This window comes from Synechococcus sp. R6-7 (assembly GCF_047461695.1).
GTDB lineage: Bacteria > Cyanobacteriota > Cyanobacteriia > Thermostichales > Thermostichaceae > Thermostichus.
In genome coordinates, this window is record NZ_JANSHS010000151.1 from 1 (window position 1) to 17,818 (window position 17,818).

The 17,818-nt window shown below is 58.0% G+C and carries 13 protein-coding genes; 4 read left to right on the forward strand and 9 right to left on the reverse strand.

Features of this window, described 5'->3' with window-relative positions; translation table 11 throughout:
- The 3 genes from NW815_RS05165 to NW815_RS05175 all read left to right on the forward strand — a co-directional run.
- Positions 1-1,107, forward strand: a 1,107-nt coding sequence (locus NW815_RS05165; protein ID WP_414415775.1) for a sensor histidine kinase, incomplete at its 5' end; no start/stop codon positions are given.
- Positions 1,108-1,216: 109 nt separating this feature from the next.
- A complete protein-coding gene (locus NW815_RS05170) occupies positions 1,217-1,975 on the forward strand; it encodes a sensor histidine kinase (RefSeq protein WP_414387861.1) in 759 nt (252 codons plus the stop codon).
- A 68-nt stretch (positions 1,976-2,043) separates the two neighbouring features.
- Positions 2,044-2,787, forward strand: coding sequence for a response regulator (locus NW815_RS05175; RefSeq protein ID WP_414329441.1), 744 nt, complete (start codon positions 2,044-2,046; stop codon positions 2,785-2,787).
- A 47-nt stretch (positions 2,788-2,834) separates the two neighbouring features.
- Here the strand turns inward: NW815_RS05175 and NW815_RS05180 are convergent, their stop codons facing one another.
- Positions 2,835-4,229, reverse strand: a complete 1,395-nt coding sequence (locus NW815_RS05180) for a DUF3352 domain-containing protein (protein WP_414388377.1) — start codon at positions 4,227-4,229, stop codon at positions 2,835-2,837.
- Between the two features lie 12 nt (positions 4,230-4,241).
- Entirely contained in the window at positions 4,242-4,478 is a 237-nt protein-coding gene (locus NW815_RS05185; RefSeq protein ID WP_414388375.1) for a hypothetical protein, read from the reverse strand.
- 872 nt (positions 4,479-5,350) lie between these two features.
- Here NW815_RS05185 and NW815_RS05190 point away from each other — a divergent pair.
- On the forward strand, positions 5,351-8,074 hold the full coding sequence (locus NW815_RS05190; protein WP_414388373.1) for a glycosyltransferase: 2,724 nt from the start codon (positions 5,351-5,353) through the stop codon (positions 8,072-8,074).
- A 60-nt stretch (positions 8,075-8,134) separates the two neighbouring features.
- Here NW815_RS05190 and NW815_RS05195 read toward each other — a convergent pair whose 3' ends face one another.
- From NW815_RS05195 to NW815_RS05225, 7 genes are all read right to left on the reverse strand, one after another.
- Entirely contained in the window at positions 8,135-8,662 is a 528-nt protein-coding gene (locus NW815_RS05195; protein ID WP_414388371.1) for a ribonuclease H family protein, read from the reverse strand.
- Between the two features lie 478 nt (positions 8,663-9,140).
- Positions 9,141-10,247: a phosphotransacetylase family protein gene (locus NW815_RS05200; RefSeq protein ID WP_414343695.1), complete on the reverse strand. Its 1,107-nt coding sequence runs from the start codon at positions 10,245-10,247 to the stop codon at positions 9,141-9,143.
- A 78-nt stretch (positions 10,248-10,325) separates the two neighbouring features.
- Positions 10,326-11,750 carry a TrkH family potassium uptake protein gene (locus tag NW815_RS05205; RefSeq protein WP_414388369.1) on the reverse strand — a complete coding sequence of 475 codons (1,425 nt, stop codon included), beginning with the start codon at positions 11,748-11,750 and terminating at the stop codon, positions 10,326-10,328.
- A gap of 59 nt (positions 11,751-11,809) precedes the next feature.
- Positions 11,810-12,499 (reverse strand): potassium channel family protein, encoded by a 690-nt coding sequence (locus tag NW815_RS05210; protein WP_414329043.1) that lies wholly within the window; start codon positions 12,497-12,499, stop codon positions 11,810-11,812.
- Between the two features lie 70 nt (positions 12,500-12,569).
- Entirely contained in the window at positions 12,570-13,916 is a 1,347-nt protein-coding gene (clpX, locus tag NW815_RS05215) for an ATP-dependent protease ATP-binding subunit ClpX (protein WP_414388367.1), read from the reverse strand.
- Between the two features lie 809 nt (positions 13,917-14,725).
- On the reverse strand, positions 14,726-16,786 hold the full coding sequence (gene ligA, locus NW815_RS05220; protein ID WP_414388364.1) for an NAD-dependent DNA ligase LigA: 2,061 nt from the start codon (positions 16,784-16,786) through the stop codon (positions 14,726-14,728).
- A 32-nt stretch (positions 16,787-16,818) separates the two neighbouring features.
- The coding region (locus NW815_RS05225; protein ID WP_414415776.1) for an ArsA family ATPase at positions 16,819-17,818 on the reverse strand (1,000 nt) is incomplete at its 5' end.

Below are 17,818 nucleotides of genomic sequence, written 5' to 3' on the forward strand. Positions count from 1 at the left end.
TTTTTGCTGGTGCTCACCCCTGTTTTTTCGGCGGTGGCCGCCCAAGGGCATCACCCCCACACGCGGCAGAGGGGGATGATGGTGTCTTTTGAGCCGGAAGTGGTGCATCGGGCTTGGCAGATCCTAGAGCAGCGGGTTCAACAGGGTAGGCCGGATCGCTTGCCCTTCTGGCAGGAGCTGATCAAGCACCATCCCCTCATGGAGCCTCATGTGCGGGTGCTGGCCCGCTTCAGCAGCCTTCTTCTGCTGGGAAACCTGGCCGAGTCGGGATCCCCGCCCGCTCGCTTACCCCCCGCCAGAGCCGAGAACTCCCCTGCGCCCACAACCCGGCCAGAAGATTGGCAGAAGCGGCGGTCTCCTCCTTCCCATGGCCAGCCTGCCGGTCAAGGCCAACAGAACAGCCTTTCGGAGGCAGAACTGTTGCGGGCTCTCATCCACGAGATCCAGACGCCCCTCAGCACCATCCGCACCTTGGTTAGTCTCATCCTGAAGCGGCACGATCTGCCGTCGCGGGTACGGGAATACGTGGAGAAAATTGACCGCGAATGTACCGAGCAAATCAACCGCTTCGGGCTGTTTTTCCAGGCTACAGAAACGGTGATGCCCGCTGCTACCCCACAGGAGGGGCGTCGGCTTCAGCTAGAGCCCATTGCGCTGGTGGACTTGGTGCGGCAAAACCTGCCTCGCTGGCAGGAGCAGGTGGAACGGCGGGGATCCCAACTGGAGTTGGAGATTCCCGATGAGCTGCCGGATGTGGTCAGCGATCCCAAGGCGCTGGAAGCGGTGCTGTTCGGCATGGTCGACCGCATTGCCCGCAGCACGCCGGCTGGCAGCCACATTCGCGCCCAGTTGGTCAGCGCAGGGGAGCTGGTCAAACTTCAGTTTCAGGTCAACACACCTGAGGGCAGCGACACCACTGTTGCCGCAGAGCCCAAATCCCCTCAGGCGATTGGGCAGTTGTTGGTCGTGCAGCCGGATACCGGTGCAGTGAGCCTCAGCCTTCCCGTCACCCAAACTCTGTTCCGCGCCTTGGGGGGCTACCTCACCGTGCGCCACCGCGCCCGTCGGGGGGAAGTTCTCAACATCTACCTGCCCCGCCAGCTATAAGCCACCCAGTTGGGATCCCGATACTGTCTCAACGCTGATGTGGCGGAACCCAGGGAAGATGGGGCTAGGATCGATATGCCAGCGCCGGGAGAGTCTAGAGATTGGATCCATGCCGAGAGCCAGAAAAGTTGCTGAACACCATCCAGAGCCTGAACCCGTCTGCGGAGCCGGAGAACCCAAGGTTAAGGGGGTCACTCTTTCTGCCCAGCAGCTTTCCACTTTGCTTCACGAAATGCGCAATCCTCTCACCGCCCTGAGCACGCTGGCCAAGTTATTGCAAAAACGCTTGCCCCCCGAGGATCGCAACCACTGGATTGGCCTGAGCATTGAACAGGAGTGCAAGCATTTGCAGGAGCTGCTGGCGGAGTTCGAGCGTTGGGACGGGATCCCGGCCCCCCTCCAGCTTCAGCCCCTCTCCTTGGCCGACCTGCTGCGGGAGTGGATCCCCATTTATCAAGCCTTGGCCGAAACCCAGGGACACCACTTTCAAGCCGTCCTGCCCCCTTCCCTACCCCCTGTACAAGCCGATCCGCGTGCCCTGCGCCAGGTGCTTGATAACTTGATCGACAACGCTTGCAAGTACACCCCGCCCCCAGGTGAGATCCGGCTGAGGGTGGAGTTGGGTGAAGATCCCTCAACTGCTTCGCAACGGGAAGTGTTCGTTGCCGTCTGTGACAATGGCCCTGGTATTCATCCTGAGAATCTGGAGCGGATCTTCGACCCCTTTTTTCGGGCAGATCTTTCTAAGCCGGGGCAGGGGCTGGGGTTGGCCATCAGCCGCGACTTGGCCACCCGGATGGGCGGAGATCTCCAGGTGGAAAGCTCCCCCCAAGGCTCCTGTTTTTGCCTGAGATTGCCCACAGGTTAGTAGGAAGATTGTAGAGATATGGGATGGCAGGTGCCGCCAAACGCTTGAACGCTACCCAGGAGCTCCAGATGGCCTCTTCTCCCCAAGCCAAACCCGAACCCCCTGCTGCCAGTCCAGCAGCCCGCATTCTGCTAGTAGATGATGAACCCGGCTTACGGGAAGCGGTGCAAGCCTACCTCGAGGACAGCGGCTTTGAGGTGATCCCGGCGGCCAACGCCCAGCAGGCTCTGCAACTGCTCAGCACGGCCCAGCCTCAGTTGATCATCTCCGACATCATGATGCCGGGCATGGATGGCTATCAATTTTTGGCCCAACTGCGAAAACTCGAGCCCTACAGCCATCTGCCGGTGGTGTTCCTCACCGCCAAGGGGATGACCGCCGACCGCATCCAGGGTTACCGGGCCGGTGTCGATGCCTATTTGCCCAAGCCCTTCGATCCGGAGGAGCTGGTGGCCATTGTCTCCAATCTCATTGAGCGATCCCGCGCTGCCAGCCCTTCGGAGGTGGTGGCCCGCGAGCTGGCCTCGATTCGCGCCCTGCTGTCGGAGCGCACCCTTGCCACAGCCACGCCTGCCCAGACCTCTGCCCCCACCCCCCTGCCCCCACCCATCAAGGTAGAGCTGACGCCGCGGGAACAACAGGTGTTGGAGAAGGTGGCAGAAGGGCTGATGAACAAGGAGATTGCCAAGCAGCTGCAAACCAGCGTGCGCAACGTGGAAAAATACGTGACCCGCCTGCTGAACAAGACGGGCACCAGCAGCCGCACCGAGCTGGTGCGCTATGCTCTCACCTATGGCTTGATTCGGCTGTAGCCCTCACCCCCAACCCCTAGGAAGACTGAAGAACGTGAGACACGGTTTTATCGCTGGGGCTTTGGTGGCACAGTAACCAGCAGCTCCGACCCAAAGGCGTGATCCCCGGCAGGGTAGCTGGTAATCCCCAGCCCATCGATGCGGGTCAGCAGCTCACGGGCCTCCGGCTCCAAGCCTGCCAAACCACCCGGTAGTGTGGCCTCCAGCACTGTTCGGATCCCTTGCCAATTCAGCAAAAAGTAGCCGTAGTTGGGCTTGGGCAACTGATCGTAGAGGGTTTTCAGCGGCTCGGTTTGGGGAAGCAAATTGCCCTGGCGTTGGGCGAGGGTTTGCAGCGCCGCCGTGCTGCTGGTCACGATCAAATAGTTGCCTTCCCAGGCGCGGGTCAAAAGCGGGCGGTTAAACAAGGGATCCGCCCAGATCACCTGCCCACCGGCTTCCGTTACCCCTACTCCGGATTCTTGGGCCAGCCGATCCAACTGAGTCAGGGCCGCGTTGGCCTTGTCTTTTTGGCTGGTCTCGATCACCAAGGCTGCTCCCATGCCCTGCAACAGGGGATGGGCCTGGGCATCCGGTGCCACCAGCAGGGCCATCTCCCCATCCATCCAAGCCAGCAGATCTTTTTCCAAGTCCAAGCGAGTATTGGCGCGAAACTCAGCCCGCAGCTCCTCTAACGACTCCTTGACCGGCGGATCTTTTTCCAGCTCAGGCATAACGGCTTGCCAGCGCTGGGCAATCTGCTGGGTGGTCAGCACCGCCAAGGCATTGCCGGGCAGCCGCTGAATAAGTTCGCCGCGAGCCGTTTGCCACCCCCCCTGCACCTGGGTTTTCGGATCGGTCTGGGTCAACATGCGCAGCCGCAGGCCCTGCTCCTGCCAGTGGGCAGCCATGGCCAAAGAGCGCAGGGGTTGCAGGGATCCCAGCGTCGCCGGATCCAGATCCTGCATCCAGTCTTTGAAAGATTCGGGATCCTCCTGCAAAGCCTGGAAGTTGAAGTAGGCAAAGGCCAGCGTGCCGCTCTTATACAGATCGCCAACAGCGGTGCGGAAACTTTCGGAGCGGCCAATCGGCTCTGCTTCGCCGCGATACACAGCAATCGCCTGCTGCATCACCCTTGGGTCGTTGGCCACTGCCACAAAACGGTTGCCAAACTCAGCAGTTACCCATCGCTCGCCCGGCTCCCCGTTGGTTTGCACATAGAGGGTGACCCCCTGCTCCTGGCGCTGCTCGAAGTTGGCCCCTTCTGCTGCTGCCTGTTGCCGCACCCGGGCCAAGAATTGCCCAGACAAATCAGCGTTGCGGGTGCTGGCTCCAAACAGGATCCCAGGCACCGGCTCGGCAGCTCCGGGCACCAGATTGGGGATCACCACTGCCATCGTGAATTGCTCGCCAGCCCAAGCTTGCATCTCTTCCCGAGAGAATTCCTTGCCGGTTTCAGCCAAAGCTTCTGCCGTCTAGCTCTCCCACTGGGCCAAAAGGTCAGGGTGAGTGCGAAAAGATTCTTCCGGTTGGGTAGAAAAGGTCAGCACCAGGGGCGCCGACTGGGGAACCAGCGCGGTTTCCGGCAGAACATCGCCGGGCAACTGTACCTGTGGCCCTCTGAGTTGGCAGGATCCCAGGAGCCAAGAGCCCCCCACCGCCATCAACGTAAGGGAGAGAGGGCGCAGCCGAGAATGAAGCTGGACTTGCATGGCGGCTACCTAAGCAGCTAGTGGATATAGCCAATCGTAGCATCTAGGCATGAGCCTGCAAACCCAAATTTTCTGTAAGTGAAAAAACGTTCCACTCTAGCACAAGTCAAGATAGTCTAACAAGATAGTCTAAATTGTGAGTAAACCTACGGCCTGTTCACAGATCAAGGGATACAAAACGTCGTGTTTCTGAGGCTTGATTCCGATGAGTCCAGAACAGGCAGGCTTACAGCTGTATCCTGTAGCCTCTTAATAGGCTGTAGCGTAATAAGATCCCAAACTCGGCCTGGAGGAGCTGTAGTGAACCAAAGTCCACGAAATGCTTGCCCCGCGGCGATAGCAGCCAAGACAGGAATAGTTATCAGTTGAACATTTCCTGCAACAAACTTGAAGCTTTCCTGTACATGTTGCTTTTCCCCAGGCAATGACACTTCTCCCTTTGCCAGAAGTTGCAATCCTTGCTATGCTTGAGCTTAAGCAGAGCTACTCCTTCTCTCTAGCAGGAAGAGCAATGGGGGTCATTAGCTGTGACGCAAGCCACCAACTTTGAACAGCTGGGAACTTTATTTTGGCAAGGATCCTACTCTGCCTTTTTTGCCCAGGCCGAACAAGAAAGTATTCCCTCAATTCTCCTAGAGACCATTGCTCTTTCCATCGCTCCTGAGTTTGCAGAAAGGTACAGGGGTGGATCTCTAGAAGGGTTATTGTGGCCACAGACAAAGCGACTTTTGCAAGTTCTGTCGATTGTCTATCAACCTGTTGCAGAACGCATGCGGGAGGAAGCCCTAAAGCTTCCTGTACACCACCACCATAGACTTCAGCTGCTGGCGCACAGCCTTGACTGCTTCGCTAGAGCTGGGGAAGAGGATTGGGTGTGGTTAGTATTGAAGCAAATTCTAGAAGATTGGCCTCCAAATGCCTTTATCAACTCTCTTTACGATCCCCAGACAGGCGAGGAAGTGGCGCGCCTGTGGCTATTTCAGGTTACTCAATACCTTCGTGACCTCTCTCAGGAGGAGGCTGATGCCTTTTTACCCACAGCCAGTTCCTTCTATCATCGAGAAGCTGCTGCTGCGTATGGCCACTGGGTCAATCAGAAACGGAACGGCGACTCCGCCTGGCCAGAGTGGTATATCCCACCAGAAATCCGGCTAGATGAGCCTTTTGGAGCAGCTCTTGCAGAAATTTGCAGGGATCCCTCCCTGCGGGTGGTGGTCGAGGTAGGGGCCAGTAGTGGAGAAGGATCCACAGCTGTTTTGCGCTACGCCCTTCCCAACTCTGTTCGCATCTACAGCATAGAAGCTCATCCTGAGCGCTACAAAGAGCTGGCTAGAAGGGTAAGCAAGGATCCCCGCTGTGTCCCCATTCACGCTGCTGCCCAACCTAGGATCGCTACAGTGGAGGAGGTGGAAGAATGGCTGAAATCTTGCTCCAGCTTCTGGGTCCCCTATAGCCGAGAGCAGGCTCTGGAATGGCACCAGGAGGGACAAGATTTACTCAAGTCTGTTCCCACAGATGGGGCAAGCCGAGTTCCCGACCCCGACCTTCTTCTCATTGACGGCGGCGAGTTTACAGGCTGGTATGACCTGCAGGTTTTTTTAGAGCGAGGTGCTCGTCCCAAGTATATTGCCCTGGATGACATCTTCGCTTTTAAGAACAGCCGTTGCTTGACGGAGCTCTCCAGCTATGGCTACCGACTCATTTGCTGGGGAAATGTCCGCAAAGGCTTTGCCATCTTTAAAGACAGCAGAGCCACTCTTCCCATTCACTTCTTCACCATTGTTTTAGACGGAGAGCCGTACATTGAGCGCCACTACTCCACCCTCTGCGAGTTGGATAAGCTAGGGATCCCCTGGCAGTGGGTGGTGGTCGAGGGCGTTGCTGCCTTACGCCATGACACAGGGTGGAGCTTAGCCAACGGCGGCCGCATCCCTGAGGAATACCTCCAGGGGCACAGCTTGGATGGTACGGTCGAATACTTGAGGGACTTGGCAGCCAAAGACAGCCGTGTTCGGCTTGTTCAGAAGCCCGATGGCCAGTTTTGGGATGGCAAAATTGAAATGGTCAGGGCAGCCCAACCTGACTATCCCTGCTTGCTGTGGCAGTTGGATGCAGACGAAATTTGGACAGTCGAACAAATCCGGCGGGTTCATCGACGCTTTGAAGCAGATCCCACTCTAGAGGCGGCCCAGTTCTACTGTCGTTACTTCGTGGGCCCCAATCTTGTCCTGGACAACAAAGGTAAGTGGGGCAACAACCCCCAGATGGAGTGGTGGCGGGTCTGGAGATGGGATCCCTCTGAGTGCGAGTGGCAAACTCACGAGCCACCTGTATTGATCCGAAAGGGACGACTTCCCGAGAGGGTTCTGACCGCAGACCAAACGGAAGCAGAGGGCTTAGTGTTTGACCACTATGCCTATGCATTGCGAAAGCAGGTGGAGTTTAAGGAATCCTACTACGGCTACCAAGGAGCTGTCAGAGCTTGGGAAGAGTTGCAAAAAGCGGAAAAGCCCTGCTCCCTGCAGCCCTTTTTCCCCTGGGCATACGGGGATCCCTTGGTGGTAGAGGTGCGGCAACGTCTTCACCTATTTGTGGACGGGGTGTTCTTCCAGATGTTCCAAACTGGTATTGCTACAGTTTGGCGCAACTTACTGCGGGAATTGCCTCAGCTGGGGATTCGCATCACTTTCTACGATCGGGGTGGCATGGGAGAGCTACCCCAGGGTGTCGAGAGAATGCAGGGTCACCCCTTTAGCTACGCCCGCTGGGATGATCCTGAGTTGAGACAAGCTTTTATTTGGTCAGGGGCTGATGTTTTTATGAGCACCTACCATACATACCTGCCCTCTGACATTCCGCAGGTGCTCCTGCTCCATGACATGATCCCAGAAGTGCTGGGTTGGGATCTCTCAGATCCCATGTGGCGCCAAAAGCACGCAGCCCTTGAAGCAGCCGCTCGCATTGTAGCTGTTAGCCAAAACACGGCCTGTGACTTGCTGCGTCTAACTGGCAAAGAGGCAGTAGTAGCTTACCCTGGGGTTGACACCAGTGTATTCAAGCCGGATCCCTCAGCTATTCCCAAGCACTGGCTGCTGATTGGATGCCACCAAGGCGCTTACAAACGACAGGAGTTATTTTTTGAAGCTTATCAGCAGTGGTCCTATAAGCCTTTCCCTGTCCTTTGCACTCATTCCTGGTCGACTCCAGAGGCTTATCGACAGGCGGCAGCTCCGCAACCTGTTATGAATGCTTATCTAGATCTGCAGCAGTTGGTTCAAGCCTACCAGAATGCCGTGGCGCTGGTTTACCCAAGTGCATATGAGGGATTCGGGCTACCCGTATTGGAGGCCATGGCCTGTGGGACCCCTGTCATTATCTATCCCAACTCTGCCTTAGTGGAAGTAGGAGGAGAAGCTGCATTTTATGTAGAGGACTCTTTGTCGGACACCCTGGTTCAGGTTCTGGATCCCAAGTTGCGCGCTGAGAAAGTCAGGAAAGGCTTAGAGTGGGTTAAGTCTTTTACCTGGGAGCGCATGGCTAAAACCATCCAGGAAGTTCTGCACCTTGCAGTCAAGCCAAGCCTAACAGCCTTGTAGTCTTGGCAAGCATCTTGCTGCTAACCAGTTTCACAGTGCCCCCACTGCCGGTGTGGAACCTCAACCCCTAACTTCTGGAGGAACGGTCACTCTGGCTCGAGCCTGGGCAACCAACTCATCCACGTACTCGTTCCAGCGCAACCCTTCGTGAGCCTGGATCCAAACCACCTGCACCTGAGGGCACTGCTGCTTTAGTTGATACAGTTCCTGAACCAGATCCAAGTTTTCCACCGGCCCGGTGCGCCGCCGCCACCCCTGCGCTGCCCAGCGATCCATCCAGTCGTTGTAGGTCTGTACGCAAAGGTGGGAGTCGCTGTAGATGGTATTTACGCCGTTGCCCTGGGTGTGGCGGCAATATTGCAAGGCCCGGATGAGGCCGGTCAACTCCATGCGGTTGCTGGTGCTATCGGGATCCCCTCCCCAAAACTCTTCCACAATTTGATCATCTTGAACCACCACCACAGCCCATCCCCCTGGCCCCGGATTGGGAGAACATCCCCCGTCGGTGAAGATGCCACTGTGGGGGCAGGCAACCAGACGGCTGGGGCCCGCTCCTTTGCGGCTGTGCATCCGTGAAACCTTGGCCATGGTGCTCATCCGGCGCTAACGGCAACATTTGGGATCCCGGCTCGACAACAGACACTGCATCTTACCGCACAAGGGCGTGCCGGCACCACTATTTAGTGTATCTAGTTCCGGGAAAGTTTTACTTTACACTATCAGTAGTATAAACCTCGTCAACACCAGCTCACGTGACGTAAGGTTAGAGAGACAGGGAAATTCTGCCAAAACGGCGCGAACAAAAACCCCCAGAAAATCTGGGGGAGGAGTGGTGTGTTGAGGTGATGAATACTCGCATGATATCTCTCGAATTCGGTGAGTAGGCCAAACCGGCGAGAGATCCCTGCGTTTTTTTGCAGAAATCATTGCAGATACTGGAAAGCATCAGACACTAGAGACCAGCGCGTCAAAACTGAGCTTATTTCGTCTTGATCAGATATAGTGCTCAATCTCGAAGAAATATCTATTTAGACACCAAATATAGAGAAGCCAGTAATAACTTTTCTTATGCACCTACCGCCGACACTAGGGGTTGTGTCAAGCCCAAATGAGCATAGAGACGGGAAAAGTCAAAATTCGCTGACATTAGCTCTTGGATGCAGCGGACTTTCACCTCCTCGTGCAGGCGAATCTGCCCAAAAACCCGTTCGATGCGGTTGATGGTGGTGAAGGTGTCCAGATCCACCGAGAGGATCGGCACTTCCAGCTCTTCTGCTCGAGACTGAATGCGGGGATCCAGAGGGAGCTTGCCGGTCAAGATCAGGCAGAGGGTGGAAGTTTCTAGGGCGGCCAGTTGAATATCGGTGCGGTCTCCGCCGGTGATCACCGCCTTGTGATCCAGCTTACGGAAGTACTTCAAGGCCGAGTTGACGTTCATCGCCCCTACCGCAATGTCTTCAACCATCAGGTCCATCCGATCCGGACAGCAGAGCACCTCGGCATCCAGTTGCCGCACCAACTCCCCAACGCTGATGCTGCGCAAAATGCGATGGGAGGGCAAAATCCCCAGCACCGGGATCCCGTGTCCCTCCAAAAAAGGCCGAATGATCGTTTTTGCCGGTTGCATTTGGTCAGGTGGCACATCGTTCAGCAGCACGCCTGCCAAGCGGGATCCCAGTTGACGATGGACAAAGAGAAGAGAATCAACAGCCAAGGAGGAATGGTAGCGACTGATCAGCAGTACCGGAGCATCCAGGGCTTGGGCCATCTTGGCCAGCGACAGGCCAAACAATTCCCCCTCGTAAAGATCGGCTGGGCCTTCCAGCAGCACCAAATCGGCAGGGGAGCGCTGGACAAACTCCAACAGAGGGGCAACCGGGCACTCTGGAGCTGGATCCCCGGGAGCTCGCTTCATTTGAGCCAGCAAAGCCTCTTCGTTGAGCCGGAGCAGCATCGGCGGCATTTGATCCATCGTCAGCCGCAGAGACTCCGCCACAAAGCGCATATCCGGATCGCCCCCTTCCAGCGAGCAATCCTCCCGCTCGCAAGAACCGATGGGCTTCCCATAGGTGACTTTTATCCCTTGCTGCTGCAGATGCTTGGCCAAACCCAAGATGGCAGCCGACTTACCGCTGAAGGGCTCAGTAGAACCAATTAAAAGGAACTTGGACACGGATGGCTCCCGGTAACGAGAGGGACGAAGGGATCCCTTACTCAGTCTAACGGAGGCTGCTCTCTCCTCAGTTCTGGACTAACCGATTAGGATCGACTCTTCAGGGTAGGTTACCAACGGGCGGGGCTGTTGTTGAGCCAAGGCCAAGACAATCGTCAATGCCCCCAACCGGCCCCAGAACATCACCAGCACAATGATCAGTTGGCCAAACCAGTTGAGCTCCCCGGTAAAGCCCGTCGAGAGGCCGCAGGTGGCAAAGGCGGAGATCACTTCAAACAACACCGGATCCAACCTACTGTTACTGTGGGTCAGCAAAATCAACCAAGCCGCCAACAATACCACAAACAGAGAAACCGTTAACACCGCTGCCGCCTTGCGCACCATGGAGGGATCCAAGCTGCGCCCGGCAATCTGAGCGCTGGGCAAACCGCGGGCATAGCCCCAGAGGGCCAACACCAACACCGCCAAGGTGCCGGTGGTCATGCCGCCCCCCATAGAAGCTGGGGCTGCCCCAATAAACATGAGAGCCATCAGCAGCAACTGGCTTGCCGGGGTCAAATCCTCAATGGGGATCGCGGCAAACCCAGCCGTTCGGGCAGAAACCGACTGAAAAAACGTCAGGCCCAAGCGGTGGGGCCAGCTTACCTCCAGCAGGGATCCGCCGGGCAAGCTCTCTCCCAAAAACAAGCCAATGCCGCCCGTGCAGAGCAAAACCACCACCACGCCCAGGGTAATCCGGGTGTGCAGAGAGGGGCGGTGGCCCCGTGGCCAGGTTAACAAATCCGACAAAACTGGGATGCCCAAACCGCCGATAAAAATCAAACCGGCCAAAATCGCCAGCGACAGACCGTCTGTAGGGATCCCTTCCCGGCCAAACAGGTCAAATCCTGCATTACAAAAGGCCGACACCGCGTGAAAAATAGCCAGAAAAACCGCCCGCCCCGGCCCATAGAGATCCCGCCAATGCACCCAGAGCAGCAAAGCCCCCCCCAACTCAATGAGGGTGACCCCCAGCAGCACCCGCCGAGTCAATTCCAGGATCGCCCCCGGATCGATTAGACCCAGCGAATTGCACAGCGCCAAGCGATTGAGGAGGGAAATGCGCCGCCCGATCAATTGAAACACCACCACCGCCAACACCATGAAGCCCACCCCGCCAATCTGAATCAGGATCAGCAGCACAATCTGGCCCAACAGGGTGAGATCCTCCGCCGCCACAATCGTCGAGAGCCCCGTCACGCTCAGGGCCGACATGGCCGTAAACAGCGCCTCATTCCAGCTCAAGGGATCCCCGCGCCCGATCCCCGGCAACATGAGCACCAAAGTTCCCACCACTGCCAAGAGCCCCAACCCTACAACCAGGCGCAATGGCGGTGGCAGCGGGCGACGCCTGTCCCCCCCGAAAAACCACTGCAGACGATTCCCAAAGGCCCTAGAGGACTGAGACAATGCCGAGCCCGGTGTCGGCAGGTGGCGGGCGCGGGATGGTACCGGTGGAACCAAGCGCTCAGAGCCCTCCTCTCGCGGAAGCGGGGCGGAGCCCTCTCTCATCGGAGCCCTCCCTACATTTCATTCAGCCGCGAGATGTTGGTATTGGCCCCCAGAACCACCAGCAAATCCCCCTTTTCCAGCAGGTAGTCTGCGGGGGGAGAGACCACCAGCGATTGCTTTCGCTTCACCACCAGCACCGTGATGCCGAAGCGGCGACGCAGATCCGACTCCGCCAGCGTATGGCCCACCAACGCCTCCGGCACCTGTAATTCCGTAATGCTGTAGCCCGGCTCCAGCTCTAGCTGATCTAGGATCCCCGGTGCTGTCAACACCTGAGCCAAACGGCGCCCTGCCTCTTGCTCCGGCAACACCACCCGATCTGCCCCCACTCGCAGGAGAATAGAGCGTTGCCGCTCGGTCGACGCCTTACAGACCACATTGCGCACCCCCAGACTTTTCAGAGCCACCGTCGTCAGCAAATTGCTCTCGAAATCGCTGCCAATGGCCACCACCACCGTGTCGAAGGAGAGGATATCCACCGCTCGCAGCGCATCTTCATCGCTGGAATCGAGTGCCACCACCTGCGTCAGCTGATCCGCCAGGCGCTGCACGATCTCACGGCTGCGGTCGATCCCCAAGACATTGTGCCCTCGCTCCATCAAGGTGAGAGCCAAGCTAGAACCAAAGCGCCCCAGACCAATTACCGCATATTCACGATCCACCCGCTGTCGTTCGCGCCAGCGGAACGCAGTCCCTGCCATAGGATCTCCTGCCCCCTCTTTCAAGAACAGATCATAAGTTCATCCAGCAGGGATCGGAAGGGCCGCGACTCTAGGCCGACTCAGGCTTGGGCAGCGTAGAGGGGTGAGGAATCAGCTCGCGGGTGGAACGGCGCTCCACCATCTCTGCGGTGATGCGGATGTGCTTTAGGTCGCGGCGGGAGGGTGCCTCGTACATCACATCCAGCATTAGCTCTTCCACAATGGCCCGCAGGGCGCGAGCCCCGGTCTTGCGGCGATAAGCCTCTTTGGCAATGGCAGCAATGGCGGCAGGTTCAAACTCCAGTTCCACCCCGTCCATGCGCAACAGCTTCTGCGCCTGCTTGAGAATGGCGTTTTTGGGCTGCGTCAGGATCGCCTCCAGCGCCTTCTCATCCAGCGGATCCAAAGTCGCCACTACCGGGAGCCGCCCCGTGAATTCGGGAATCATGCCGTACTTGATCAAGTCTTCGGGCTCTAAAGCCTTGAGGGCATTGGCCATGCGTTGCTCGCGGGTAACCGACAATTGCTCCCCTGGCTTGATAAAGCCCATCGATTTCTTGCCAATGCGCTGCTCGATTACTTTTTCCAGGCCAACAAAAGCCCCCCCGCAAATGAAGAGGATGTTGGAAGTGTCGATTTGAATGCAGTCTTGATAGGGGTGCTTGCGCCCTCCCTGGGGAGGCACGTTGGCTATTGTCCCTTCCAGCATCTTCAACAAAGCCTGCTGCACCCCCTCGCCGGAGACATCGCGGGTAATGGAGGGGTTCTCGCTTTTGCGGGCAATTTTGTCGATTTCGTCGATGTAGATGATGCCGCGCTGGGCCTCTTCTACGTCCATGTCCGCCACCTGCAGCAGGCGCAACAGGATGTTTTCCACATCCTCGCCCACATAGCCAGCTTCCGTAAGGGTGGTAGCATCTGCAACCGCAAAAGGCACATCCAACATGCGAGCCAGGGTTTCCGCCAGCAGGGTTTTGCCGGAGCCAGTGGGGCCAATGATCAAAATGTTGGACTTCTGTAGCTCCACCTCATCCAGTTCCGAAACTCCGACGCTACCGGGGTTGGCCTTGGCAGCCAGACGCTTGTAGTGGTTGTAAACCGCCACCGACAAAACCTTCTTAGCTTTTTCTTGGCCAATCACATATTGGTCGAGATAGCGCATGATCTCCTGCGGCTTGGGCAACTGCGCCAAAGAAGGCAGGCTGCGGGAGGGTTTTTTGGGGGTTTCGCGACGGCTGGCGGCAGGGGCGGCAGCAGGAGGAGTGTTGCCGTCGTAGAGTTCCTCATCCAAAATCTCGTTGCAGAGCTCCACGCACTCGTCACAGATGTAGACCCCCGGCCCCGCAATCAACTTACGCACCTGATCCTGGGACTTGTTGCAGAAGGAGCACTTTAGATGGGAGTCATATTTGGCCATGGGATCCTCGTTGCTGCTTGCTCTTGGCTATCCTAATCCGGCAAAAGCCAGAAGAAAACTAAACCTTCCAATCCAGTCGCAAATTGGCTGCGAAAGCGTAAGGAGGCCGAAGTTGGTGGAATCTCACTGACCTACTAGTCTAGCATCTCCACTGGGCTCGTAGGGCTTGTTTCCGGATCCCCAAGGGGGCAGGGTGCCAAGAGATTCCCATGGGGATCAACTGGAAAGACTGGAGATATAGTCATTTCAAACTGGATTGAGACACTTCCCAAGCGCTCGGTGCCGCTTCCGCGACCACCCACTCTTCAGGGAGCTGGGAAGCAATGCAACGGAGGTGTTTCATTCTTGCTTCAAAGTGACCATAAGCTTCTCCAGCGCTCTGCGCTACCCGTGCAAACGCCACAGCCTCGGTTCTCCCCAAGTGTCTTACAAGGAGGAAAACTGGAAATGGAAGGGGTGAGCCGTTTCGCTGCTATCGGGAATGGTCATACATCCTTTGGACGGATTTATAGAAAAACCGCCCGACTTGACGCCGAGCGGAAGATGGTGTGAGGAGTGAACGGAAACATGCGTCTCCGCTGATCCCATCATAGTTGACCTTATCTGGCACTGGCAAAGGAATCCTTCAGTTAAGTTGGATACTTTTTGGAGGTGTGGCCGCGCCTTTTTGTAACCAAAAAGGGGAAGGAACTGTCCGTGTTTCGTTCGCTTCCCCCTATTGGCGTCCACTCCTCACTAGAGGTGAATCATAAATTATCCCTGCCGCTAAGACAACCCACCCTACCCAAGTTTTTCGGGGATCCACCCTGTCAAGGATGCAGATCACCGGATTCCACGGTGGGATCCAGCGCCAACAGCTCCGCTTCGGTCAGCAGGGGGATCCCCAGTTGTTGGGCTTGCTCCAGCTTGGAGCCGGGGTCAGAGCCCACCACCACGTAGTCGGTTTGGCGGCTGACGCTGGCGGTGACTTTGCCCCCCCGACTCTCAATCCAAGCCTTGGCCTGCTGGCGGGAGAGGGTGGGCAAGGTGCCGGTGATTACGAATTTTTTCCCGGCCAGGATCTGGGAGACGGCAGGGTTCTCCTGCTGAGGAAGAGCGGGGATCCCGAGCGCCTGCAACTCCTGCAACAGGCGACGATGGGCCGGCTCGGCAAACCAGGCCACCACCGCTTCCGCCACTTCCGCGCCTATCCCGTAGATCTGGGCGATGGTTTCTGCGCTGGCTTGGGCCAAAAGCTCAGGGGTGGGAAAATGGCCGGCCAAAATCTGGGCGGTGACCACCCCCACATGGGGGATCCCCAGCCCGTAGAGCACCCGTTCCCAGGGCTGTTGACGAGAGCGCTGAATGGCTTGCACCAGCTTTTGGCTGGAGCGGGATCCCATTCCCTCCAAACCCTGCAACTGCTCTGGGGTGAGGCGGTAGAGATCGGCTACGGTGCGCACCCCCAAGCTCTCCACCAATTGGGCTGCCCGCTTTTCCCCTAAGCCTTCGATATCCAAAGCATCACGGCTGGCCCAGTGCTGCAATTGGCCCCGCAGCTTGGCCGGGCACTCGGGGTTGGGGCAGCGGGTCACGGCTTCGCCAGGGGGACGAACCAAAGGGGCGTGGCATTCCGGGCACTGGCTGGGCAGGCTGTAGGGAACGGCATCGGCAGGGCGCAATTCCTTCAGGATCCCGACCACCTCCGGGATGATCTCCCCGGCTTTGCGCACGATGGCAGTATCGCCAATGTGCACATCCAGCTCCCGCAGGCGATCGGCATTGTGCAGGCTGGCGCGGCTGACAAGGGTGCCGGCCAAAGGAACCGGCTCCAGCTCTGCCACTGGAGTGACGGCGCCGGTACGGCCCACGCTGGCCACGATGGCGCGGATGCGGGTGGGGACTTCCTGGGCAGGGTATTTGAGGGCAATGGCCCAGCGGGGAAATTTTTGCGTAAAGCCGGCCTCCTCCTGCAGCCGCAAGGAGTTCAATTTCACCACCACCCCGTCGCTGGCGTAGGGGAGCTGGGCACCCCGCCACCGCTCATAAAATTGGATCACTTCTCCCAAGCCCCGACAGACCTGGGAAAGGGGGTTGACTGGAAATCCCAATTCCTTGAGCTGCTGCAGACACTGCCACTGGGTTTGCGGGGGATCCCCGGCAGGCCATCCTTCCGGCCAGTGGAGGGCGTAGGCGAAGAAGCTGAGCTTGCGGGCAGCCACAACGCGGCTATCCAACTGCCGCAGGGTACCGGCAGCACAGTTGCGCGGGTTGGCAAAGGGGGGATCCCCGGCGGAACGACGCTCTTGGTTGATCCGTTCAAACTCGGCTAGGGCCAGATAGACTTCCCCCCGCACCTCCAAAACGGGAGGCGGATCTGCTGTCACCAGCCGCAGGGGAATCGAACGAATGGCGCGCACGTTGGGGGTGATGTCCTCTCCGGCCTGTCCGTCCCCCCGAGTAGCGCCCCGCTCCAAAAGACCATTGATGTAGGTTAGGGCCAAGGCAGCACCATCAATCTTCAGCTCACAGACATATTCCAGCTCTCCCTCTGTCCTGCTGTCGGGAACAGGGGCACGGCCCAAAACTCGCAGCAGACGCTCTTGCCACTCCTCCAGTTCTTCTGGGTTGAAAGCGTTTTCCAAACTGTAGAGGGGGATGCGGTGGAAGACGGTGGGAAAATGCTCTGCAGGTTTTTCTCCCACCCGCTGAGTAGGGCTATCGGGAGTGACCAGTTCAGGGTAAGCCCGCTCCAGCTCTTGCAGCTCGCGGTAGAGGCGGTCGTAAACGCTGTCTTCCAGGATGGGCGCATCGTGGACATAGTAGGCAATGCTGGCCTTCTGCAGCAGGGTGCGCAGCTCGCGGGCGCGTTCTTCCAGATGGGGATCCATAACTCCTTGGGTGAGCAAGGTCTACCCCTAGGTTAGGGCTCCTGAGGAGCCAATAAGTAGGAGCCGATATTCTCCAAGCTGGGAGGATGTAGGAAGGGGATGGTCAAGATGGCCTGCTGGGAAAATGGCTGGGGGAGCTGGGCCAGAAGAGCCTGGTGACGACGGCGGAGGGCCTCTCCAAAGGGGGTAGAATCCTCCAACCACACCCGATTGAGAACGGCGTAGGGATGAGGGATCCCCAAAGCATCCAATTCCGCCAAAAGACGCTCGGTTTCCGCCAGAACCGCCTGCTCGGGGTTAAAGACGGGGATAAAGGTGACAAGCTGGGGATCCTGGAGCTGCTGCCGAAGCTGCCGCACCTGGGCCAAAAGCTCCCGCATCCGCTGCGCCCATTCCGACCTGCCCACCACATCCCGATATTTCAGCCACAGCTTCAGGGCCAAGCTCACCCAACCTTCCAGAGCCTGGGGCATCTGCAGAAACCGCAAGAGATGGCCTGTGGGGGCCGTGTCCAGCACCACCAGGTCAAACTGCCCGCTCGTCTCCTGTCGGAGAACACTCAACAGGGCCATCACCTCATCCAGGCCGGGTGGAGGCATCTGCAGCAGTTGCCGCCACGCCTGCGGGTCGTATTGGACTTCCACCCCTGCCGTCCCCTCCCCCGCCAAGATGGCCGCCACCTCCTCCAGATAATCCTGCCGGAATTGCTCCAGCACCGCCGCCGCATCGACCTCCTGCCCCAGCAGGTTGGGCAGCAGGGGAATGGGATCCTGACCCAGTTTCGTCTGAAACAGATCCCCCAGCGAGTGGGCCGGATCGATGGAGACCAGCAAGAGCTGCTTGTCGGGATGGCGCTTGGCCAAGGTCCAAGCCAGGGCCCCGGCCACCGTCGTCTTGCCCACACCCCCTTTGCCCCCCACCAACACCAGTCGGATCCCTTGGGCCAAAAAGTCCGGTAGAGCCGGGATCCCCTTGAAGGAAGGGAAGAGGGTGGAGAAGAGAGACTTTCTCTTCTCTTGGCTCTCTGCTTTT